This is a genomic window from Streptomyces sp. NPDC002623, assembly GCF_053592635.1.
This window is the reverse complement of record NZ_JBSFWB010000006.1, coordinates 113,302-135,518: the sequence shown is the minus strand read 5'-3', so window position 1 is coordinate 135,518 and position 22,217 is coordinate 113,302. Positions and strand designations below refer to the sequence as shown.

Annotated in this window: 19 protein-coding genes; 11 read left to right on the top strand and 8 right to left on the bottom strand. The window is 71.1% G+C overall.

The window, feature by feature from the left end; translation table 11 throughout:
- The first annotated feature begins 25 nt into the window (after positions 1-25).
- The 3 genes from ACWD4O_RS12965 to ACWD4O_RS12955 all read left to right on the top strand — a co-directional run bounded on the left by ACWD4O_RS12965 (position 26) and on the right by ACWD4O_RS12955 (position 5,708).
- Positions 26-1,441, top strand: coding sequence for an MGH1-like glycoside hydrolase domain-containing protein (locus tag ACWD4O_RS12965; protein WP_451279744.1), 1,416 nt, complete (start codon positions 26-28; stop codon positions 1,439-1,441).
- Positions 1,438-3,387, top strand: coding sequence for an amylo-alpha-1,6-glucosidase (locus tag ACWD4O_RS12960; protein WP_451279743.1), 1,950 nt, complete (start codon positions 1,438-1,440; stop codon positions 3,385-3,387). The genes ACWD4O_RS12965 and ACWD4O_RS12960 overlap by 4 nt, the downstream gene beginning before the upstream one ends.
- Positions 3,388-3,971: 584 nt before the next feature.
- Complete coding sequence (locus ACWD4O_RS12955; RefSeq protein WP_451279970.1) at positions 3,972-5,708, top strand: CDP-alcohol phosphatidyltransferase; 1,737 nt, start codon at positions 3,972-3,974, stop codon at positions 5,706-5,708.
- 51 nt (positions 5,709-5,759) lie between these two features.
- Here ACWD4O_RS12955 and dusB read toward each other — a convergent pair whose 3' ends face one another.
- Positions 5,760-6,959, bottom strand: a complete 1,200-nt coding sequence (gene dusB / locus ACWD4O_RS12950; protein ID WP_451279742.1) for a tRNA dihydrouridine synthase DusB — start codon at positions 6,957-6,959, stop codon at positions 5,760-5,762.
- 82 nt (positions 6,960-7,041) lie between these two features.
- On the opposite strand from dusB, the gene ACWD4O_RS12945 reads away from it, so the two are divergent.
- Entirely contained in the window at positions 7,042-8,493 is a 1,452-nt protein-coding gene (locus tag ACWD4O_RS12945; RefSeq protein ID WP_451279741.1) for an MFS transporter, read from the top strand.
- On the opposite strand, the gene ACWD4O_RS12940 is transcribed toward ACWD4O_RS12945, so the two are convergent.
- On the bottom strand, positions 8,483-9,340 hold the full coding sequence (locus ACWD4O_RS12940; protein WP_451279740.1) for a helix-turn-helix transcriptional regulator: 858 nt from the start codon (positions 9,338-9,340) through the stop codon (positions 8,483-8,485). The genes ACWD4O_RS12945 and ACWD4O_RS12940 overlap by 11 nt on opposite strands.
- Positions 9,341-9,441: 101 nt before the next feature.
- On the opposite strand from ACWD4O_RS12940, the gene ACWD4O_RS12935 reads away from it, so the two are divergent.
- Both ACWD4O_RS12935 and ACWD4O_RS12930 read left to right on the top strand, forming a co-directional pair.
- Positions 9,442-10,872 (top strand): MFS transporter, encoded by a 1,431-nt coding sequence (locus ACWD4O_RS12935; protein WP_451279739.1) that lies wholly within the window; start codon positions 9,442-9,444, stop codon positions 10,870-10,872.
- A 107-nt stretch (positions 10,873-10,979) separates the two neighbouring features.
- Positions 10,980-11,198 carry a hypothetical protein gene (locus ACWD4O_RS12930; RefSeq protein ID WP_451279738.1) on the top strand — a complete coding sequence of 73 codons (219 nt, stop codon included), beginning with the start codon at positions 10,980-10,982 and terminating at the stop codon, positions 11,196-11,198.
- Between the two features lie 74 nt (positions 11,199-11,272).
- Here ACWD4O_RS12930 and ACWD4O_RS12925 read toward each other — a convergent pair whose 3' ends face one another.
- Positions 11,273-11,869, bottom strand: coding sequence for a TetR family transcriptional regulator (locus ACWD4O_RS12925; protein WP_451279737.1), 597 nt, complete (start codon positions 11,867-11,869; stop codon positions 11,273-11,275).
- A 25-nt stretch (positions 11,870-11,894) separates the two neighbouring features.
- Positions 11,895-12,905: an aldo/keto reductase gene (locus ACWD4O_RS12920; protein WP_451279736.1), complete on the bottom strand. Its 1,011-nt coding sequence runs from the start codon at positions 12,903-12,905 to the stop codon at positions 11,895-11,897.
- A gap of 191 nt (positions 12,906-13,096) precedes the next feature.
- Between ACWD4O_RS12920 and ACWD4O_RS12915 the strand changes: the two genes are divergently transcribed.
- A complete protein-coding gene (locus tag ACWD4O_RS12915) occupies positions 13,097-14,191 on the top strand; it encodes an endonuclease/exonuclease/phosphatase family protein (RefSeq protein WP_451279735.1) in 1,095 nt (364 codons plus the stop codon).
- A gap of 52 nt (positions 14,192-14,243) precedes the next feature.
- On the opposite strand, the gene ACWD4O_RS12910 is transcribed toward ACWD4O_RS12915, so the two are convergent.
- Positions 14,244-15,626 (bottom strand): glycine--tRNA ligase, encoded by a 1,383-nt coding sequence (locus ACWD4O_RS12910; protein ID WP_451279734.1) that lies wholly within the window; start codon positions 15,624-15,626, stop codon positions 14,244-14,246.
- Positions 15,627-15,775: 149 nt separating this feature from the next.
- Between ACWD4O_RS12910 and ACWD4O_RS12905 the strand changes: the two genes are divergently transcribed.
- The 4 genes from ACWD4O_RS12905 to ACWD4O_RS12890 are packed head-to-tail and all read left to right on the top strand — an operon-like array spanning position 15,776 to position 18,939.
- A complete protein-coding gene (locus tag ACWD4O_RS12905; protein ID WP_450949546.1) occupies positions 15,776-16,732 on the top strand; it encodes a metal ABC transporter substrate-binding protein in 957 nt (318 codons plus the stop codon).
- A 28-nt stretch (positions 16,733-16,760) separates the two neighbouring features.
- Positions 16,761-17,567 (top strand): metal ABC transporter ATP-binding protein, encoded by an 807-nt coding sequence (locus ACWD4O_RS12900; RefSeq protein ID WP_451279733.1) that lies wholly within the window; start codon positions 16,761-16,763, stop codon positions 17,565-17,567.
- Positions 17,567-18,469 (top strand): metal ABC transporter permease, encoded by a 903-nt coding sequence (locus ACWD4O_RS12895; RefSeq protein ID WP_358805828.1) that lies wholly within the window; start codon positions 17,567-17,569, stop codon positions 18,467-18,469. The genes ACWD4O_RS12900 and ACWD4O_RS12895 overlap by 1 nt, the downstream gene beginning before the upstream one ends.
- 59 nt (positions 18,470-18,528) lie before the next feature.
- Positions 18,529-18,939, top strand: coding sequence for a Fur family transcriptional regulator (locus tag ACWD4O_RS12890; RefSeq protein ID WP_451279732.1), 411 nt, complete (start codon positions 18,529-18,531; stop codon positions 18,937-18,939).
- Between the two features lie 70 nt (positions 18,940-19,009).
- Here ACWD4O_RS12890 and ACWD4O_RS12885 read toward each other — a convergent pair whose 3' ends face one another.
- The 3 genes from ACWD4O_RS12885 to recO form a co-directional block, all read right to left on the bottom strand.
- Complete coding sequence (locus ACWD4O_RS12885) at positions 19,010-20,353, bottom strand: histidine-type phosphatase (protein ID WP_451279731.1); 1,344 nt, start codon at positions 20,351-20,353, stop codon at positions 19,010-19,012.
- A gap of 88 nt (positions 20,354-20,441) precedes the next feature.
- A complete protein-coding gene (locus tag ACWD4O_RS12880) occupies positions 20,442-21,293 on the bottom strand; it encodes an isoprenyl transferase (protein WP_451279730.1) in 852 nt (283 codons plus the stop codon).
- 95 nt (positions 21,294-21,388) lie between these two features.
- Positions 21,389-22,138 (bottom strand): DNA repair protein RecO, encoded by a 750-nt coding sequence (gene recO / locus ACWD4O_RS12875; protein ID WP_351914985.1) that lies wholly within the window; start codon positions 22,136-22,138, stop codon positions 21,389-21,391.
- Between the last annotated feature and the right edge of the window lie 79 nt (positions 22,139-22,217).

The following is a 22,217-nucleotide window of genomic DNA, read 5'->3' as shown; positions in this document are numbered from 1 at the left end:
CCTAGTCGTCTTCGGGGAGCCCCGAGTGGATCGCACCGCCCAGCTCATCGCCCGCCCGACGGCGGATGCCGTCGTATACGATCCGACGGCTCCGCCGGGTCCACCGCACCTCAGGGCGCTGCGCTCACGAGCCGTGGACGTGCTGGAGGGGAACTGGACGGGAACGTCGACGGTGCCCTCGCGCCGGCTGTACCCCCACCAATGGTCCTGGGACTCCGCGTTCATCGCCATCGGGCTGCGGCACGTCTCACCGCTCCGGGCGCAGACCGAGCTGGAGACGCTGCTGGCCGCCCAGTGGGGCGACGGACGCATCCCGCACATCGTCTTCAACCCCTCCGTACCCCTCGACGCGTACTTCCCGAGCCCCGACTTCTGGCGCTCCTCGACCGCGGGGCGCGCTGCGGGCGCCCCGCGCACCGTACAGACCTCCGGCATCGTGCAGCCACCGGTGCACGCGCTGGCGGCCTGGCTGGTGCATCGCGCCGACCCGGGGCTGTCCCGGGCGCGCGGCTTCCTCGCCCGGGTGTACCCCCGGCTGGCCGCCTGGCACCGCTATCTGCTGCACCGGCGGGACCTGGGCGGGGGCGGGCTGGTGTCCGTCGTCCACCCGTGGGAGCAGGGCATGGACAACGCCCCGAGCTGGGACGCCCCGCTCGGCCGGGTCACCCCGGCCCCGGCCCGCTCCTTCCGTCGTGCGGACCTCGACCACGGGGCTGCCGAGGACCGTCCGACGGATCTGGACTACGGGCGGTACGTGCGGCTGGCGACGGAGTACCGGGACGGCGGGTATGCCGACGGGGGCGGGGAGTTCGCCGTCGAGGACCCCGCCTTCAACGCGCTGCTCATCGCCTCCGAGCACGCCCTCGCCCGTATCGCGCGCGAACTGGGCGCGACGGCCACGGCCCGCCACGCCCGCGCGGAACGCCTGACGGCGGCGCTGGTGGAACGCCTGTGGGACCCGACGGAGGGCATGTTCTTCTGCCGGGACGTGCGTGACGGCGGCCTGGTCCCCGAGCGTGGGGTCTCCGGGCTGGTGCCGCTGCTGCTGCCCGGGCTGCCGCGGGAGGTGGTCGGCGGGCTGGTGGCGACCCTGCGCGGACCGCACTTCGGGCTCGGCGGCGCGACGCGTCTCGTGCCCAGCTACGACCTGCTCGGCGAGGCCTTCGACCCGCACCGCTACTGGCGCGGGCCGGCCTGGTTCAACACGAGTTGGCTTGTCGAGCAGGGGCTCCGGCTGCACGGGGAGCAGTCCGCCGCGGACGAACTGCGCCGGGCCGCCCTCGACATCGCGGACAGCTCGGACTTCGCGGAGTACGTCGACCCGTACACCGGCGAGGCCTGCGGCGCGACCGGCTTCAGCTGGACGGCCGCGCTCACGCTCGATCTGATCCACCGAGAAGAAATGTCAGGCACGGGTACCAAGGGAGGGGACCTGGGATGACGGACCGGCATCATCTGCTCGTGCACGGCGGGACGTTCGCCGCCGTGGGTGACCGCGGAGACATCAGTGGCGTACGAGGCTCCGGCGCGGCCGCCGGATCCCCCGAGGGGCTGTTCGTCCGGGACGCCCGGCACCTCAGCCGCTGGCAGTTGACCGTCGACGGCGCCGTACCGGAGGCGCTCTCGCCGGTCGCGGACGGGGACACCACGCGGTGCGTGCTCGTCCCGCGCGGCGGCCGCAACGAGCCGCCGTCCTGCACGCTCTTCCGGGAACAGGCCGTCGGCGACAGCTCGTTCGTGGAGTCGCTGCGGCTCGTCAGCAACCGTCCGGTGCCGACGACGGTCCGCCTGGCGGTCACCGCCGACGCGGACTTCACCGACCAGTTCGAACTGCGCTCCGACCACCGGACGTACGAGAAGACCGGGGTCGTCCGCCGCCGTCAGGTCATGGACGACGGCGTGGAGTTCACCTACCGGCGCGGCGAGTGGCAGTCCTGTACGACGGTGACGGCCGACCCCGTGCCGGACGGCGTCGAGGAGACCGGCACCGGAGCCCGTCGGCTCGTGTGGAAGCTGGAGTTGGAGCCGCACGGCTCCGCCGAGCTGACCCTGCGGGTGATGGCCCGCCCGCACGGCGAGAAGCGGGCGCTGCGCGTGCCGCGCTCTCCGGCGGCATTGACCGAAAAGGTACTTGCGCAGGAGGCCGAGTTCGTGGAGGGCGTCGCCTTCCCGACCGGCTGGCCCGAACTGGCGTCCGCCTGCGCACGCGGCCTCGCCGACCTGTCGTCACTCCAAGTGATCGCGAGAGGCCCGGAGGACGAGGAGTTGCGCGTCCCGGCGGCGGGCGCTCCCTGGTTCCTGACCCTGCTGGGCCGCGACGCCCTGCTCACCTCGCTCTTCGCGCTCCCCTACCGCCCCGGCCCGGCCGCCGCCACGCTGCTCGCGCTCGCCGCGACCCAGGCGACGGAGACCGGGCCGCGCGCGGTGTCGCAGCCCGGCAAGATCGTGCACGAGGTGCGGCACGGCGAGCTCGCCCACTTCGGGCAGGTCCCGTTCGCCCGCTACTACGGCTCGGTGGACGCGACCCCGCTGTTCCTCGTCGTCCTCGGCGCCTATGTCGAGCAGACCGGCGACGCGGCGCTCGCCCGCCGGCTCGAGCCGAACGCCCGTGCGGCGATCGGCTGGATGCTGGACCACGGCGGACTGACCTCCCGCGGCTACCTGGTCTACCGGGCCGACCAGGGCGGCCTCGCCAACCAGAACTGGAAGGACTCCCCCGGCGCCATCTGCTCCGCGGACGGCACCCGCGCGACCGGGCCGGTGATGGCGGCGGGGGCCCAGGGGTACGCCTACGACGCGCTGCGGCGCACGGCGTGGCTGGCGCGCACGGTGTGGGAGGACGAGAAGTACGCGGCCCTGCTGGAACAGGCGGCCGCCGACCTGCGGGACCGTTTCCAGCGGGACTTCTGGATGCGGGAGCGTTCCTTCCCGGCGCTCGCCCTGGACGGCGAGGGCCGCCAGGTCGACGCGCTGGCCTCGGACGCCGGGCACCTGCTCTGGTCGGGGCTGCTGGACAAGGAGTACGGGGAGATCGTCGGCCGACGGCTCCTCGAACCGGACTTCTTCTCCGGCTGGGGCGTGCGCACGCTGGCGGCCGGGCAGCCGGCGTACCACCCGCTCTCCTACCACCGCGGGTCGGTCTGGCCGCACGACAACGCGCTGATCACGCTCGGCCTCGCCCGCTACGGTCTGCACGACGAGGCCCGGACGGTCGCCCACGGGCTGGTCGACGCGGCGACCGCGACCGGTCACCGGCTGCCCGAGGTGCTCGCGGGCTACGGCCGTGACACCCACGCGGAGCCGGTGCCGTACCCGCACGCGTGTGTGCGGGAGTCCCGCTCGGCGGCGGCCCCGTTGGCGCTGCTCACGGCGGTCGGGGGCGGGTGATCTCCCCCGGTCCGCCGCTCGCCCGGCCGCCCGGCGCGGCACTTGGCGTTGCGTTTGCGCGGTGTTTGCCGAGCACTGGCCCGGGGGGCTGAACGCGGGCCGAGGGCAGGCCGTACGAAACTGTGGCGGATCCGACCGACGTCGGATCCGCCGAACCGCCGGGCTTCGTACGGAAGGACCCTCGGGTGCCTGTCTCCACTCGCTCATCCCAGCCGCCTGCCTCGAGAGAACCCGAATCACCCGAGGACGACACCCTGCAGACCGTCGCCCCAGAGCCGACCGCGGAAACCTCGGCCACCGACCCGGAGACGGTCGCCGAGACCCCGGCCACCGTGTCGGAGACGGCTGCGGAGACCTCGGCCGCCGGCGCGGAGACCTCGGATGCCAACTCGGGCACGGCTGTGAAGAGCCCGGCCGCTGGCTCGGAGACGGCCGCTGAGAACCAGGCCGCCGGCTCGGAGACGGCTGCCGAGACCCCTGCCGCCGGCCCGGAGGCGGACACAGAGACCCCGGCCGCCGACCCGGAGGCGGATGCCGAGAAGCAGGCTGCTGGCCCGGAGGCGGTCGCTGAAGCCTCGGCCGCCGTGTCGGAGGCGGCTGTCGAGGGCGAGTCCGCGTCCGGCGGTGTCGAGCGTGGGCTCAAAGCGCGTATCGCGTACTGGCGTTCCTGGCGGGGTCGGCACCCGCGCGCCGCGCAGGCGGTGTGGTGGACGGTGACGGCCCTGTCCCTGGCCCTCGTGCTCACAGCGCTGCTGATGCCGAACCGGATCGGCGCGCTGCACAGCAACAGGTTCACCCGGCTGCCCGGGGAGGCGATCCTCGGGGCGGCCATGCTGCTGGCGCTGCGCCGCCGCCCGCGGATGGTGGTCGCGGCGCTGGGCGGGGTGCTCCTCGGGGCGCTGACCGTGCTGAATCTGCTCGACATGGGGTTCGTGGAGTACCTGGGCCGCGATTTCAACCTCGTCCTGGACTGGGGGCTGCTGGACGACGCCCAGTCCTACATCGCGGACTCGATGGGCGGGGCGATCGCCGTCGCCGCCGCCGTCGGCCTGGTCCTCCTCATCGGCCTGTTGTTCGCGGTCATGGCCCTGGCGACGATCCGGGTCAGCAACCTGATGATGCGCGACCCGCAGCGGGCGACCCGGGCCACGCTCCTCGCCGCCACGGTCTGGGTCACCTGCTCCGTCCTCGGTCTGCAGAACGCGGGCGTGCCGGTCGCCTCCTACCGCACCGCGGACGCGCTCGCCAACAAGGCCCGGCAGGTGCGGCAGACCCTCAAGGACGAGGCCGCGTTCGGCAAGGAGGCCCGTACCGACGCGTTCGGGGCGACCCCGGCCGACCAGCTCGTGCCGGACCTGCGCGGCAAGGACGTCATCTTCACGTTCATCGAGAGCTACGGCCGCAGCGCCATCGAGGACCCGGTCATGGCGCCGGGCGTCGATCAGACCCTCGCCACGAGCACCGAGGCCCTGACGAAGGCCGGGTTCCACGCGAAGAGCGGCTGGCTGACGTCGGCGACGTTCGGCGCCAGCAGCTGGCTCGGCCACTCCTCGACCCTGTCCGGCCTGTGGGTCGACAACCAGCAGCGCTATCGCACGGTGATGGCCAGCGACCACCTGTCGCTGACCAAGGCGTTCCAGAAGACCGGCGCGTGGGACACGGTCGGCGTCATGCCGGGTGTGCAGAAGGGCTGGCCGGAGCAGGAGTACTACGGCCTGGACAAGGTCTACAACGCTTTCAAACTGGGTTACCAGGGGCCGAAGTTCAGCTGGTCGACCATGCCCGACCAGTACACCCTGGAGGCGTTCCAGCGGCTGGAGCACGGCCGCTCGGACCGCACCAAGCCGCTGATGTCGGAGATCATCCTGACCTCCAGCCACCAGCCGTGGGCGCCGATCCCGAAGATGGTCGACTGGGACGACCTCGGCGACGGCTCGATCTTCGACAGCATCCAGAAGGCGGGCAAGAAGGCGTCCGACGTGATCGCCGACAGCGCCGAGTCCAAGGTGGAGTACGGCAAGTCCATCGAGTACTCGGTGACCGCCCTCACCCAGTGGATGGAGCGCTACGGCACCGACGACACCGTCCTGGTCTTCCTCGGCGACCACCAGCCCATCACCCGGGTCAGCGGCAGCAACGCCAGTCGGGACGTGCCGATCTCGATCGTGGCCAAGGCCCCGAAGGTCCTCGACAAGATCGCCTCCTGGAACTGGACGGACGGCCTGAAGCCGGCCAAGAACGCCCCGGTGTGGAAGATGAACCTGTTCCGCGACAGGTTCCTCACGGCCTACGGCTCGACCCCGCACCCCTCCAACGGCTGATCCCCACAAGGGACTTGCAGGACCTGCGGGACGGACGGGAGGTGCGGGGCCTCAGCCGCCGGAGGTGTCCAGTTCCGCGTCCTCGCCGATGCCCGCGCAGTCGTACGGGTCCTTGAGCCAGCCGTCCGGGAGCACCACGCGGTTGTTGCCGGACGTGCGGCCGCGGGGGCCGTCGGCGCCGGTGGGCCAGGGCTGGTCGAGGTCCAACTCGTCCAGCCCGGACCGCAGTTCCGTCAGCGACGACGTGATGGCCAGTCGCTTGCGCATCTCGGAGCCGACCGCGAAGCCCTTGAGGTACCAGGCGACGTGCTTGCGGAAGTCGATGACCCCGCGCGACTCGTCGCCGATCCACTCGCCGAGGAGGGTCGCGTGCCGGACCATGATGTCGGCGACCTCGCGGAGGGAGGGGCGCGAGATGTCGTCCGTGCGCCCCTCGAAGGCGGCGACCAGGTCCGCGAACAGCCATGGCCGGCCCAGGCAGCCGCGCCCGACGACGACCCCGTCACACCCGGTCTCGCGCACCATCCGCAGCGCGTCCTCCGCCGACCAGATGTCGCCGTTGCCGAGGACGGGGATCTCCGGGACGTGTTCCTTCAGCCGGGCGATCGCCTCCCAGTCGGCGGTGCCGCCGTAGTGCTGGGCGGCGGTGCGGCCGTGCAGGGCGATGGCGGTCACGCCCTCCTCGACGGCGATGCGGCCGGCGTCGAGGTAGGTGATGTGGTCGTCGTCGATGCCCTTGCGCATCTTCATGGTGACCGGGAGGTCGCCGGCACCGCTGACCGCCTCGCGGAGGATCGCGCGCAGCAGGTTGCGCTTGTAGGGGAGGGCGGAGCCGCCGCCCTTCCTCGTCACCTTCGGGACCGGGCAGCCGAAGTTCAGGTCGATGTGGTCGGCGAGGCCCTCCTCCGCGATCATGCGGACGGCCTTGCCGACGGTGGCCGGGTCGACGCCGTACAGCTGGATCGAGCGGGGCTTCTCGGTCGCGTCGAAGTGGATCAGCTGCATGGTCTTCTCGTTGCGCTCGACCAGCGCCCGGGTCGTGATCATCTCGCTGACGAACAGCCCCTTGCCGCCGCTGGCTGCGCCCTTTGATTCGCCTCCGGCGAATGCTTCGCCTTCGGCGAAGGACCTGCACAGGGTGCGGAAGGGCGCGTTGGTGATCCCGGCCATGGGGGCCAGGACGACGGGCGGCTGGACGGCGTGCGGGCCGATCCTCAGGGGCCGGGCGATGACGGGCGTGGTCGTGGGCATTGGGCCATTGTCGCGCATCGGCAAGGATCATGTAGCAGTCATTAGTTAGACGCACTATCGAAACCGGCGTACCCTGGAGCGCATGCCCGAGCTCAGCCCTCGCCGACGTCTCCTCGTCCTCGCCATCTGCTGCATGAGCCTGCTGATCGTGAGCCTCGACGTCACCGTCCTGAACGTCGCCCTGCCCGTGATGCAGCAGGACCTGCACGCCACCACCGCCGGACTCCAGTGGACGATCGACGCCTACACGCTCGTCCTGGCCTCGCTGTTGATGCTCGCGGGGTCGACCGCCGACCGGATCGGCCGCAAGAAGGTCTTCATGGCCGGCCTGGTCGTGTTCTCGATCGGATCCCTGCTGTGCTCGCTCGCCCCGAACCTCGACCTGCTGATCGCGGCGCGGACGGTGCAGGCGGTCGGCGGTTCGATGCTGAACCCGGTCGCCATGTCGATCATCACCAACACCTTCACCGCCCCGCGCGAGCGCGCCCGGGCGATCGGGGTGTGGGGCGCGGTCGTCGGCATCTCGATGGCCGCCGGCCCGCTGCTGGGCGGACTGCTCGTGGAGACCGTCGGCTGGCGCTCGATCTTCTGGCTGAACCTGCCGGTCGGCCTGGTGGCCCTGCTGGCGACCCTGCGCTACGTCCCCGAGTCCCGGGCGCCGAAGGCCCGCCGCCCCGACCCGGTCGGCCAGTTGCTGGTCATCGTCCTCTTCGGCTCCCTGACGTACGCGATCATCGAGGCGCCGGAAGCGGGCCTGACGACCAGCGGCCCCTTCGCCGCCGTGGCGCTGGCCGCGCTGATCGGCCTGCTCCGGTACGAGCCCCGGCGCGCCGAACCCCTCATCGACCTGCGGTTCTTCCGGTCGGTGCCGTTCAGCGGCGCAACGGTGGTCGCGATCAGCGCGTTCGCCGCGCTGGGCGGGTTCCTGTTCCTGTCCACCCTGTACCTCCAGAACGTACGAGGCCTCGACGCCCTCCACGCGGGCCTGTGGATGCTGCCGATGGCCGTGCCGACGTTCCTGTGCGCGCCCCTGTCCGGACGGCTGCTGGGCACCCGGGGCCCACGGCTGCCGCTGCTGATCGCGGGCGTCGCGATGACGGCGAGCGGGCTGCTGTTCGCCGCCTTCGACGCGCAGACGTCCGACGTCACGCTGTTCCTCGGGTATGTGCTGTTCGGCGTGGGCTTCGGCTTCGTGAACGCGCCGATTACCAACACGGCCGTGTCGGGCATGCCCCGCAGTCAGGCGGGGGTGGCGGCGGCGGTCGCCTCCACCAGCCGTCAGCTCGGACAGACCCTGGGCGTCGCGGTGATCGGCGCGGTCCTGGCGGCGGGCGTGAGCACCTCGTCCTACCGCGAGACCTTCGCCTCCGCCGCCGTCCCGGGCTGGTGGATCCTCACCGGCTGCGGCGCGGTCGTCCTCGTCCTGGGCGCCGTCACCACCGGCCGCTGGGCGAAGGCGACGGCGGAGCGGACCGCGCAGCGTCTGGAGGCGGAGACGCCGGACGTCACCGCGGCGGCGAGCGTCAGCGCGTGACCGTGCTCTGAAGGTGCCGGGCCAGCGCGTGGAGCGTCTCCAGCCGCTCTCGGGTCTCCGCGTCCACCGGTACGTACGTCACGATGCGAGCGCCGAGTTCGGGGTTCAGCCAGAGGTCGGTGTGGGTGACGGTCAGGAGGCCGACGTGGCGGTTGCGGAACTGCTTGACCTTGCCGCGGCCGGCGGCGACCTCGTAGCGCTCCCAGTTCTCGCGGAACGCCGGGGACTCCGACTGCAGGCGCTTGACCAGCATCTTCCAGGCCGGCTCGGAGAGGTGACCGGCCATGGACGCGCGCAGTTTCGCAGCCATCACCCGCATGGACTCGTTGTGCTCGACGACCGACTCGCGCCACTGCGGGTGGGTGTGCATGAGGATCACGCAGTTGCGGTCCTCGGGCGGCACCGCGTCGAGGTCGCACAGCAGATGGGCGTAGGTGCGGTTGTAGGCCAGGATGTCGTAGCGGCTGTTCTGGACGCTGGCGGGGATCGGGTCGAGCCGGTCGAGCAGGTCGCGTACGGCGTCGGTGACGCCCATGCACGAGGAGGCGGGGGTCGGGTCGGTCGCGCCGGCCAGCTGGAAGAGGTGGGCCCGTTCGCCCGGGTCGAGCATCAACGTGCGGGCGAGGGCGTCCAGGACCTGAACCGAGACGTGGATGTCCCTCGACTGTTCGAGCCACGTGTACCAGGTGACGCCGACCGCCGAGAGATGGGCGACCTCCTCGCGGCGCAGGCCCGGCGTGCGGCGGCGCGCTCCGCGCGGGAGGCCCACCTGCTCGGGCGTGATGCGCTCGCGGCGGCTGCGCAGAAAGGCGGCGAGCTCGTGGCGCCGGATCTCCGTCGTCGTCATGACTCCAGCGTGCCGCCGTTCGGATCCTGTTGCCAGGTACTTCTTCTACCAGGATAAGAAGACTCTGGTACCCGCCTGCGGGGCGGCTCAGGCTCTGGAGGGTGACTGAAACCATCGTTACCCCAGCCGCCGGACGGAGCGCCAGGGCACCCGGCGCGCTCGGTCCGCTCGGGCTGTTCACCGTGCTGATCGGCGCGGCACTCCCCCTCATCGACTTCTTCATCGTCAACGTCGCCCTGCCCACCATGGGCCAGGACCTCGGCGCGAGCGAGTCGGTCCTCGAACTCGTCGTCGCCGGGTACGGGCTCGCGTACGCCGTGCTCCTCGTGCTGGGCGGCCGGCTCGGCGACCTGTTCGGCCGGCGCCGGCTCTTCCTGTGCGGCATGGCCGCCTTCGGTCTGACCTCGCTGGCCTGCGGCCTCGCGCCCGACGCATGGACGCTGGTCGCGGCACGGATCGCGCAGGGCGCGTCGGCCGCCGCCATGGTGCCGCAGGTGCTCGCCACCATCCAGTCCGCCACCGAGGGACCGCGCCGCGCCAAGGCCATGAGCCTCTACGGCGCGACCGCCGGCCTGTCGATGGTCGCGGGCCAGATCCTCGGCGGCGTCCTCGTCGCCGCGGACGTCGCCGGCAGCGGCTGGCGGTCCGTGTTCCTGGTCAACGTCCCCGTCGTGATCGTCGGGCTGGTCCTCGCCCTGCGCGCCGTCCCGGAGACGCGCTCGCAGCGCCCGGAGCCCGTGGACGGACCCGGCACCGTGCTGCTCGCCGCCGCCCTGCTGGCGCTGCTCGCCCCGCTCACCGAGGGCCGGGCCGCGGGCTGGCCGCTGTGGACGTGGCTGTCGCTGGCCGCGTTCCCGCTGCTGGCGGGCGCCTTCTACGCGGTGGAGCGGCGGGCCGACCGGCAGGGCCGAACGCCGCTGGTGCCGCCGAGCCTGTTCGCGCTCACGCCCCTGCGGCGCGGGCTGGTGCTCATGGTGCCGTTCTCGATCGGCTTCAGCGGCTTCATGTTCGTCGTGGCCGTGGCGTTGCAGCGCGGGGCCGGGCTCGGTCCGGTATCGGCCGGTCTCGCGCTCGCGCCGATGGCCTCGGCGTTCTTCCTGGCCTCGCTGGCCGGGCCACGGCTGGTGGCACGGTTCGGGGCCCGGGTGGTGACCGCCGGGTCGGTGCTGCAGGGCCTGGGCGTCGTCCTGCTCATTCTGGCGGTGCGGGCCGACTGGCCGGACGTGGGCTTCGTCGAGCTGCTGCCGGGCGCTGCGGTCGCCGGCACGGGCCAGGCGCTCCAACTGCCCGTCGTCATGCGGATCGTGATGTCGGAGGTGCCGCCGGAGCGGGCGGGCGTCGGCAGCGGTGTGATGGTGACCACTCAACAGGCCTCGCTGGCCCTGGGCGTGGCCACCCTCGGCACCCTCTTCCTCTCCCTGGTCCCGGGGATGGGCATGCGGGACGCCCTTGTCACCACGCTGGTCGTGCAGTTGGCCGGGGTGGTCGTGACAGCGCTGTTGAGCCTGCGACTGCCGCGCAAGGTGGGGTGAAGTCCCCGTTGATGTTGGTCTTGCTGCACACTCCTTGCTGCGCGGGTTCCTTGACCGCGCAGCCGGACTCGATGTCCTCGGACGCACGACGAGACGCAGGAGACGTCATGCTGGAGATCAACACGAGCAAGGTGAGCCGCTGGGACCAGCACGGGCGGGAGCACATCGTCAGGGTGCAGCGGACGGGAGCGCGGCGCACGATCGAATGCGACACGTGCGGCTGGCGCCAGGGGGCGCAGTTCCTGCCCTGGCTGAAGGCTCAGGAGCACCTCGCCGAGGCGCACCAGGCGACGGTCGATCCCACGGAGGGCCGCGAGCCACGATGAGGTGCGGGTGCCCCCCTCTGGGGGAGGGCGTGCCCGACCCCGCGTCTGCTGCGGCATGATCCGCCGGGCAGGCGCTAACCCCGCCCCCGCAGCCCGTCCAGCAGGAGGTCCACCAGGGCCGTGAAGTCGTCGTTCGCCTCCGGGCGTTCCCACTCCTGGAAGTAGGTGGGGTCGTGGAAGCGGGCGGTGGCCTGGAAGACGGCTCGGGCGGCGACGGCCGGGTCGGGGGTCGCGAAGGCGCCGGAGTCGACCCCCGCCTCGATGATCGCGGTCAGCTGGCCGGTGAGGTCGTCGAGGTGTCCGCCGACCGCCGAGCCGTTCTCGCTGGTCAGCACCATGTAGGTGGCGAACAGCTCGGGGTCGAGGCCCGCCTTGCGGCGCTTGGCGTCGAGAAGGGCTGCGAGCCAGTCGCGCAGCCGGTCCGCAGGGTTGCGGCTCTCGTCGGCGGTGATGCCCGAGAGCGTCTCCGAGGTGCGGTCCAGCCACCGTTTCGTGACCGCCTCGCGCAGCGCCGCCTTGGTGCGGAAGTGGCGGTAGACGCTGCCGTGGCTGACGCCGAGCGCGCGGGCCACGTCGACCACGGTGGCCTTGGCCGGGCCGTGGCGGCGCAGCACCTCCTCGGTCGCCTCGAGGATGCGCTCGGCGGTCAGGGTCTCGGTGGTCGGTGACATGCTCAGACCGTACCTGGCAGGGGAATCACGCCGGGAGGTGAGCCATCGCGGCCGCCGGGTAGCGCTCGCCCGCCGCGGCGTCGGCCGGTACGGCCTCCTCGATGGCGGCGAGGTCGCCCGCGTCCAGCGTGACCTCCAGTGCGCCGAGGGACTCCGTGAGCCGCTCCCGGGTGCGGGCGCCGACGAGGGGCACGATGTCCTCGCCCCGGCCGAGCACCCAGGCGATCGCGATCTGCGCGACGGAGACGCCCTTCTGCTCGGCGATCTTCCGCAGCGCCTCCACCAGGTCCAGGTTGTGCCGGAGGTTCTCGCCCTGGAAGCGGGGCGAGTAGGCCCGGTAGTCGTTCGCGGCGAGCTTCCGGTCGGCGCTGAAGTGACCGGAGATCAGGCCCCGGGACAGCACCCCGTACGCCGTGACGGCGATGCCCAGTTCGCGGGTGGTCGGCAGGATCTCGGCCTCGATGCCCCGCGAGATCAGCGAGTACTCGATCTGGAGGTCGGCGATCGGGGCGGTCGCGGCGGCCTTGCGGATCGTCTCGGCGCCGACCTCGCTGAGGCCGATGTGCCGGACGTACCCCTGCTCGACCAGCTCGGCGATCGCGCCGACCGTGTCCTCGATCGGCACGTCCGGGTCGAGCCGGGCGATGCGGTAGACGTCGATGTGGTCGACGCCGAGGCGCTGGAGCGAGTACGCGGCGAAGTTCTTCACCGCCGCCGGGCGGCCGTCGTAGCCCTCCCAGGCGCCGTCCGGGCCGCGCAGGGCGCCGAACTTCACGCTGACCAGCGCCTGCTCGCGGTGGGCTGCCGGGGCGGTGCGCAGTGCCTCGCCGACCAGCAGCTCGTTGTGCCCCATGGCGTAGAAGTCGCCGGTGTCCAGCAGCGTCACGCCGGCCTCCAGGGCCGCGTGGATCGTCGCGATCCCCTCGGACCGGTCCGCGTCGCCGTACAGCGCGGACATGCCCATGCAGCCGAGCCCCAGGGCGGAGACCTCGGGGCCGGTGGTTCCAAGGGTGCGGGTGTGCTCGTGGATCGTCATGACTGCCAGCATGACATGACAGCTGACAGATCTCAATATCTGTCAGCTGTCATCTGTCATGCGTGTCGACCCCTGTCGGTCGACACGACGGCAGCGCCCGGGAGCCGGACAATGGAGAGTGTCGGCGTGCAGTCACCTCGGCGGCGCCTGTCGTCGGCCGTGCGGCTCTGCGCCGCCGCGGGAGGCGCGTCATGACCATCCGTATCGGCACCTTCAACGCGGAGAACCTCTTCCGCCGCCCCAAGGCCTTCGCCCTGGAGAGCGACACCCAGCGCGACAAGGTCCTCGCCGACTTCGGCGACCTGGTGGCCCTCCTGGAGAAGGAGAGCTACTCGGCCCACGACAAGGACCGGATCCTCGCGATCGTCAAGGAGCACCGGGCCCTCGACTCCGCGCCGGACAGCCCCCGGCCGTTCTTCGTCAACGAGCTGAAGGGGACGGGCGGCAGACTCTTCGACGAGGACCCCACCCTGACGGTCGCGGCCGCCGGCCGCGGGGACTGGGCCGGCTGGGCCCAGCTCGTGCGCGACGATCTCAGCTGGCCGGCCGTGCAGAACACCGGTCGGGTGGTGGCCGAGGTCAACGCGGACATCCTGCTCATGGTGGAGGTCGAGGACCGGCTCGCCCTGGAACGCTTCAACGAGAACGTCCTCGGCGAGACGCTGGGGCACCAGCCCTACCCGTTCAACCTGCTGATCGACGGCAACGACCCCCGCGGCATCGACGTGGGCATCCTCAGCCGCCACCCGATCACCTCGGTGCGGTCGCACATCTTCGACCCCGGGCAGGGCGGCCTGCGGCTCTTCAGCCGGGACTGCCCCGAATTCGAGATCGCCCTGAACGGCACACCCCTGTGGATCCTGGGCAACCACCTCAAGAGCAAGCGGGGCGGCGGCAGCGCCGGACTCCGCGCCCGCCAGGCCCTGCGCGTCCGGGAGATCTACGAGGCCGCCCTCCTGCGGTCGGAGCACGTCGTCGTCGCCGGCGACCTCAACGACTTCATGGCCAGCACCCCGGTCAAGACCCTGCTGGACGCCGGCCTGAAGGACGCCATGACGCACACCGGCTACACGGGAGACCCGGGCACCCACGGACCGGGCACGCAGGACGAGGAGAAGATCGACTACCTCCTGTTCCCGCCGGAGCTGTTCGCCCGCATCGAGCACGTCGAGGTGGAACGGCGGGGCATCTGGTCCCCGGAGACCTTCAAGTCGTTCCCGACGGTCACGTCGACGGCGACCCGGGCCTCCGACCACGCGGCGCTGTACGCGGACCTGGACCTCTGAAACACCGCGGCCCCGCACCCCGGCGAGGGGGTACGGGGCCCGTGTCAGCGGGTCAGCAGCCGATCAGGCGGCCGGCCAGGTAGCCCTCGATCTGGTCCAGGGACACGCGCTCCTGCTTCATCGAGTCACGCTCGCGCACCGTCACCGCGTTGTCGTCCAGGGTGTCGAAGTCGACCGTCACGCAGTACGGCGTGCCGATCTCGTCCTGGCGGCGGTAGCGGCGGCCGATCGCGCCGGCGTCGTCGAACTCGATGTTCCAGTTCTGGCGCAGCGCGGCGGCGAGGCCCTTGGCCTTCGGGGACAGCTCGGGGTTGCGGGAGAGCGGCAGGACCGCGACCTTCACCGGGGCGAGACGGTGGTCGAGGCGCAGCACCGTGCGCTTCTCCAGCTTGCCCTTGGCATTGGGGGCCTCGTCCTCGACGTACGCGTCGAGGAGGAACGCCAGCATCGCGCGGCCGACACCGGCCGCGGGCTCGATGACGTACGGCGTCCAGCGCTCGCCGGCCTCCTGGTCGAAGTAGAAGAGGTCCTGGCCGGAGGCCTTGGAGTGGGCGGTGAGGTCGTAGTCGGTGCGGTTGGCGACACCCTCCAGCTCGCCCCACTCGTTGCCGCCGAACTGGAAGCGGTACTCGATGTCGGCGGTGCGCTTGGAGTAGTGGGAGAGCTTCTCCGCCGGGTGGTCGTACCAGCGCATGTTCTCTTCACGCAGGCCCAGGCCGGTGTACCAGTTCCAGCGCTGCTCCATCCAGTACTCCTGCCACTTCTCGTCCTCGCCCGGCTTGACGAAGAACTCCATCTCCATCTGCTCGAACTCGCGGGTGCGGAAGATGAAGTTGCCGGGCGTGATCTCGTTGCGGAAGGACTTGCCCATCTGCGCGATGCCGAACGGGGGCTTCTTGCGCGAAGTCGTCTGCACCTGGGCGAAGTTGGTGAAGATGCCCTGCGCGGTCTCGGGGCGCAGGTAGGCGATGGAGCCGGTGTCCTGCGTCGGGCCGAGGTGGGTGGAGAGCAGACCCGAGAACTGCTTGGGCTCGGTGAACTGGCCCTTGTTGCCGCAGTTGGGGCAGTTCACGTCGGCCAGGCCGTTCTCCGGCGCGCGGTGGTGCTTGGCCTCGTACGCCTCCTCCAGGTGGTCCGCGCGGAACCGCTTGTGGCAGGAGGTGCACTCGGTCAGCGGGTCGGAGAAAGTGGCGACGTGACCGGAGGCCACCCAGACCTCGGGGGCAAGGATGACGGACGAGTCGATGCCGACCACGTCCTCGCGCGACGTCACCATGTAGCGCCACCACTGGCGCTTCAGGTTCTCCTTGAGCTCGACACCCAGCGGTCCGTAGTCCCAGGCGGCCTTCTGGCCGCCGTAGATCTCACTACAGGGGAATACGAAGCCACGGCGCTTGCTCAGGCTGACGATGGTGTCGATCTTGTCGGCGGCCACGGTGCTCTCTTCATAACGACGACGGGCGACGAAGCGAGGTGCTTCCAGCGAAGACTTCAGGGTACCGGCGGGGGCTCCCCCTCAACCAAATCGGTGCCCTGCCGGAACCTTGTTGACAACGGTTTCCATATTTGTTGAAAATGACAGTCATGAACGTACGACGACTCATATCGGGCACCGCGATCGCCGCTGCCACCGCTCTCGGCCTCGGCACCCTCTCCGCCTGTTCGACCGACAGCGCGGCTGCGGCCGGCACGGACAAGTTCGACGTCGTCGCGTCGTTCTATCCGATGGCCTTCCTCGCCGAGCAGATAGGCGGGGACCATGTGCACGTCACCAGCCTCACCCAGCCCGGCCAGGAGCCGCACGACCTGGAGATCAGCGCCAAGCAGACGGCCGCCCTCCAGGAGTCCGACGCGGTCCTGTACCTGAAGAACCTCCAGCCCTCCGTCGACGACGCGGTGTCCCAGTCCGAGGTCAAGACGAAGATCGACGCCGCCTCCCTCACCACGCTCGAGAAGCACGGCAACGAGGTCGGCGGGCACGCGGCCGAGCACGACGACCACGAGAACGAGGAACTGGCCGGTCTCGACCCTCATATCTGGCTCGATCCCGTGCGCTACTCCGAGGTCGCCGCCGGCGTCGGCAAGGCCTTCGAGAAGGCCGACCCGGACCACGCGGCCGACTACCGGACCAACACCGCGGCCCTCGTGAAGAAGCTCGGCGAGCTGAACACCAAGTTCGAGACGGGGCTCGCGAACACCAAGACCAAGGTCTTCGTCACCACGCACGCCGCCTTCGGCTACCTCGCCGAGCGCTACGGCCTGACCGAGGAGGCCATCAACGGCCTCGACCCCGAGTCGGAGCCCAGCGCCGCGCGCGTCAAGGAGCTTGAGAAGATGGCCAAGGCCGACGGCGTCACGACCGTGTTCTACGAGACGCTCGTCAGCGACAAGACCGCGAAGACCATCGCCTCCGACGCGAACCTCAGGACCGACGTCCTCGACCCGATCGAGGGCATCACCGAGAAGTCCCGGGGCAAGGACTACTTCTCGGTCCAGGAAGCCAACCTCAAGGCGCTGCAGACGGCCCTGGGAACCAAGTGAATCTCCAGTGATCTCTACGGAGGGCGTCATGGACGCTAGCGTCGCCGACGCGAAGGCCGAGGCCGTCAGCGCGCAGGCCGTCATCTCGCTGCGCGGGGTCCGGGCCGAGCTCGGCTCGCGCCCGGTCCTGCGGGGCATCGACCTCACCGTGCGGAGCGGTGAGGTCGTCGCCCTGCTCGGCGCGAACGGCTCCGGCAAGTCCACGGCCGTGCGCAGCGTCATCGGCCAGGTGCCGGTCGGCGCCGGGGAGATCGAGCTGTTCGGCACCCCGCAGCGCCGGTTCAGGGACTGGGCGCGGATCGGATACGTCCCGCAGCGCACCACGGCCGCGGGCGGCGTCCCCGCCACGGTGACGGAGATCGTCTCCTCGGGCCGCCTCTCACGCACCCGTTTCGGCGTCTTCCGCAAGGCCGACCACGCGGCCGTCCGGCACGCCCTGGAGCTCGTCGGCATGGCGGACCGCGCCAAGGACAACGTCGACGCGCTCTCCGGCGGCCAGCACCAGCGCGTGCTGATCGCCCGCGCGCTGGCCGGCGAACCCGAGCTGCTGATCATGGACGAGCCGATGGCAGGCGTCGACCTGGCCAGCCAGGAGGTCCTGGCCCGCACCCTGAAGGACCAGGTGGCGGCGGGCACGACCGTCCTCCTCGTGCTGCACGAACTGGGCCCCCTGGAGCCCCTGATCGACCGGGCGGTCGTCCTGCGCGACGGCTGCGTGCTGCACGACGGACCGCCCACCCCGGCCGTCGGCCAACACGCCCTGCCCGGCCACGACCACGTACACCCCCACGCGCCCACCGGTGCCGAGCCGATCCACACAGGACTGCTGAGCTGATGGACCTCCTGAACTACGCCTTCATGCAGCGGGCGCTGCTCGCCGCGGTCCTGGTCGGCATCACCGCCCCCGCCGTCGGCATCTACCTCGTCCAGCGCCGCCAGGCCCTCATGGGCGACGGCATCGGCCACGTCGCGATGACCGGCGTCGGCCTGGGCTTCCTGCTGTCCTGGTCCCCCGTGTGGATGGCCACGGCCGTCTCCGTCGTGGGCGCGGTCGCGATGGAGCTGATCCGCTGGTACGGCAAGACCCGCGGCGACATCGCCCTCGCCATGCTCTTCTACGGCGGCATGGCCGGCGGCGTCATGTTCATCAACCTCGCGCCGACCGGCTCCAACGCCAACCTGACGTCGTACCTGTTCGGATCGCTGTCGACGGTCTCGGAATCCGACGTCACGGCGATCTGTCTGCTCGCGGCCTTCGTGGTCCTGGTCACCGTCGGCCTGCGCCGCCAGCTCTTCGCGGTCAGCCAGGACGAGGAGTTCGCCCGGGTCACGGGCCTGCCCGTGCGCGCCCTGAACCTGCTGACGGCGGTCACGGCGGCGGTCACGGTGACGGTCGCGATGCGGGTCGTGGGCCTGCTGCTGGTCAGCGCGTTGATGGTGGTCCCGGTGGCCGCCGCCCAGCAGCTCAGCCGCAGCTTCGCCGCGACCTTCGCGATCGCGGTGGCGATCGGCGTGACCGTGACCATCGGCGGCACGGTCACCTCGTACTACCAGGACGTCCCGCCGGGAGCGACGATCGTCCTGCTGACCATCGGCGCGTTCATCGCGCTGAGCGTGCTGGCCGCCCCGCTGGCCCGCCGCCGCGCCCGCGCGCTGGCAGCGACGCAACCCGCCGGAGACCCGGCGGAGTGCACCATTCCGGCCACCCGCGGATCGGGGGACGAGGTCGGCGTCTGACCGCGCACAGCCCGGGCTGGCACAATGGCCCGGCAAGCCGCAGACGTGAGGAGGCAACGGTGACCACCGCTGGACCGCCCGTGAAGGGCCGCTCCACCCGGCAGCGCGCCGCCGTGGCAGCGGCGCTCGACGAGGTCGACGAGTTCCGCAGCGCGCAGGAACTGCACGACATGCTCAAGCACAAGGGCGACTCCGTCGGCCTGACGACCGTCTACCGCACGCTGCAGTCCCTCGCCGACGCCGGCGAGGTCGACGTCCTGCGCACGTCGGACGGCGAGTCCGTGTACCGCCGCTGCTCCACCGGCGAGCACCACCACCACCTCGTCTGCCGCGTCTGCGGCAAGGCCGTGGAGGTGGAGGGCCCGGCGGTGGAGACATGGGCGGAGGCGATCGCCGCGGAGCACGGCTATGTGAACGTCGCCCACACGGTGGAGATCTTCGGCACGTGTGCGGACTGCGCCGCAGGGTGAGCCGACATCGGCGAGTGCGGGCCCGTCGTGGCTGGTCGCGCAGTTCCCCGCGCCCCCAGGGGGTTGCACCTCAGCTGCGGCCGAAGCAGCGCTCCAGCTCGCTCAGGTCGTAGAACTTGCTGCCCTTGGCGATGGGGTGGCAGGCGGTCTTGAAGGACGTCTCCTGCTCGTTGTAGAGCATGCGGATCAGGTAGCGGCCGTTGTTCTCGTAGACGTCCCACTGGATGTTGGAGCCCAGGGGGGCCACCTCGGCGCCGCGCCAGGGGTTGGTGGCGTAGGTGTACGGCTGGGCGGCGGTGACCGGCTTCGTGCTGCCGGGCAGGCCCATCAGGGCGGCCAGCGGGATGATCTCCTCGGCGTGGGTGAAACGGAGCTCGGCGCCCAGGGTGCTGGTGCCGGCCTTCTTGGCCTCCACCTGCTTGAAGAAGTCGTCGAGCACGACGCCCGCCATCTTGTACGTGATGTCGCTGTCCGCGAAGCCGGGGCCCTTCTCGTAGAAGTCCTCGGCATCGCTCAGGTACCCGAACCAGGCGGCGTCGGAGCCGGCGAGGTAGCGCTGCATCCCCCAGCCCTTGCCGTCCGGGCTCTCCTGGCTCATCGCGGGGGCGATGGCGTACAGGTTGTAGACGGCCTGGGCGGCGGCGACCTGGTCGGCGCTGCCGATCCCCGCCACGAAGTCGGCCTTGAAGAGGCGGCGAAGGACACTGGTCGCGGCCTTGTGGGTCTTCGGCTGGTCGGTGATCGTCGCCAGGGTGCTCGCGAGGCGCTGGTCGTTCGCGATGTAGTCGCGGTACGCGGCGCCGCCGTCGGCCTTGTGGAAGTACAGCAGGTTCTTGTCGGTGCGGGTCGCGCCGATCAGCGGCTTCAGGTCCGGGTCGGTGTCGGCGAGGGCGCCCGCGTACAGGTCGGCGCTGTCGATCGCCCGGCCCTGCCCGGAGCTCACCACGTCGATCTTCTCGCCGTCCGCCGCGATCCCGGCGAACAGGGACGGCAGCCGCTTCGCCGTGCGGACGGCCGTCTGCTGGATCTCCTGCTTGCCGAGGCCGCTCAGATTGCCGTAGCCGATCTTCGCCATGGCGGCCTGCAGGGCGCGCACCTTCGGGCCGAACTCCTCGCCCTTGCCGGTGAGTCGACCGGCGGCCTCCGCCTTGTCCCACAGGGCGAGGATCAGGTCCGCGTCCTCGCCGTCCGTCGCGGAACGCGAGCCGTGCCGGGAGACGTTCTCCGTGAAGACGGGGGTGAAGCCGGCCGGGGGCCGCTGGTACGCGTGCGCGCTCTGCCCGGGCGCGTACGTCGCTTTCGTGCCGTAGCTGTCGCGGTGCGGCAGGTGCGTGGCGTCGGTGGCGTGCGCGGGCAGCGCCGTGAGCACCAGTGCGCCGACGGCGGTGGCGAGGGCGGGGGTGACGCGATTCATGTGCGAGCCGTTTCAGCGAGCGGGAGACGGGAGATCGGGGTGTGGGTGATCTCCCGCATCGTCGGCCCGGCCGGTGAACGACCGACGGCTAGGAAGTGGCCTGCTGGTCTGGACTCTTCCCCTCCATGGCCAAGAGTTCCTCATTGGGGATCGCGCCGCCGAAACGACGGTCCCGGGAGGCGAACTCCAGGCAGGCCCGCCACAGGTCACGGCGGTCGAAATCCGGCCACAGCACGTCCTGGAAGACCATCTCCGCGTACGCGCTCTGCCACAGCAGGTAGTTGGAGGTGCGCTGCTCGCCGCTCGGCCGCAGGAACAGGTCGACGTCCGGCATGTCCGGGTAGTACAGGTACTTGGCGAGGGTCTTCTCACTGACCTTGGAGGGGTCGAGCCGACCCGCCTTCACGTCCTCCGCGAGCGCCTGCGCGGCGTCCGCGATCTCCGCCCGCCCGCCGTAGTTCATGCAGAAGTAGAGCGTGAGCCGGTCGTTGTCCTTGGTCTGCTCCTGGGCGATCTGGAGCTCCTTGGCGACCGACTTCCACAGCTTGGGCATCCGGCCCACCCAGCGCACCCGGATGCCGAGCGAGTCGAGCTGGTCGCGGGACTTGCGGATGAAGTCCCGGTTGAAGTTCATCAGGAAGCGGACCTCGTCGGGCGAGCGCTTCCAGTTCTCGGTGGAGAAGGCGTACAGCGAGATGTTCCGCACGCCCATCTCGACACCGCCCTGGAGCACGTCGAGGACCTGCTCGGCGCCGACCTTGTGACCCTCGGTGCGCGGCAACCCGCGCTGCTTGGCCCAGCGGCCGTTGCCGTCCATGACGATCGCCACATGCTCGGGGATGAGCTCCCCGGGAAGCTTCGGCGGGCGCGCGCCGGAGGGGTGCGGCTCCGGTGCCGTGTACTCCCGCCGCTGCCGCCCCAGGAACCCACGTACGACCATGTTGTCTCTGTCTCCCCTACTGCCGCTTGGTGTTCGGTCCTACTGCCGCTTGGTGTTCGGTGGTGCTTGGTGGTGTTCGGTGGTGCTTGGTGCTTCTACTTTTCCACGTAACGGAGTGAGCGCAGTCCGCGCTCCAGGTGCCAGTGGAGATAGGCGGACACCAGCCCGCTGCCCTCCCGGACGTACCGCGGCTCGCACGTGTCGGCCGTCTCCCAGTCTCCCGTGAGCAGCGCGCCCAGCAGGACCAGGGTCTGCGGCGAAGGTACGACGCTGCCGGCCACCCGGCAGTCGACGCAGACCGAGCCGCCGGCGGCGACGGAGAAGAACCGGTTGGGCCCCGGCATTCCGCACTTGGCGCAGTCGCCGAAGCTGGGGGCGTAGCCGTTGACGGCCAGCGACCGCAGCAGGAACGCGTCGAGGACGAGATGCGGGGCGTGCTCGCCGCGGGCCAGGGTCCGCAGGGCCCCCACCAGCAGCAGGTACTGCTGCACGGCCGGTTCGCCCTCGTGGTCGGTGAACCGCTCGGCGGTCTCCAGCATGGCCGTCCCGGCGGTGTAGCGGGCGTAGTCGGTCACGATCCCGCCGCCGTACGGAGCGATGATCTCGCTCTGTGTGCACAGCGGCAGCCCGCGGCCGACCAGTTCGCTGCTGCCCCGCGCGAAGAACTGCACGTCGACGTGTGAGAAGGGTTCGAGACGCGCCCCGAACTTGGACTTCGTCCGCCGCACCCCCCGCGCCACGGCCCGCACCCGCCCGTGCCCGCGCGTCAGCAGCGTGATGATGCGATCGGCTTCGCCGAGCTTCTGGGTCCGCAGGACGATGCCGTCGTCCCGAAAGAGACTCATCGCACACCGCCAGCGGACCGCCGGGGGCGGAACAGGCTCATGCCCCCATTCTCGCCTACGCGGGCAGAACCGTGTGCCC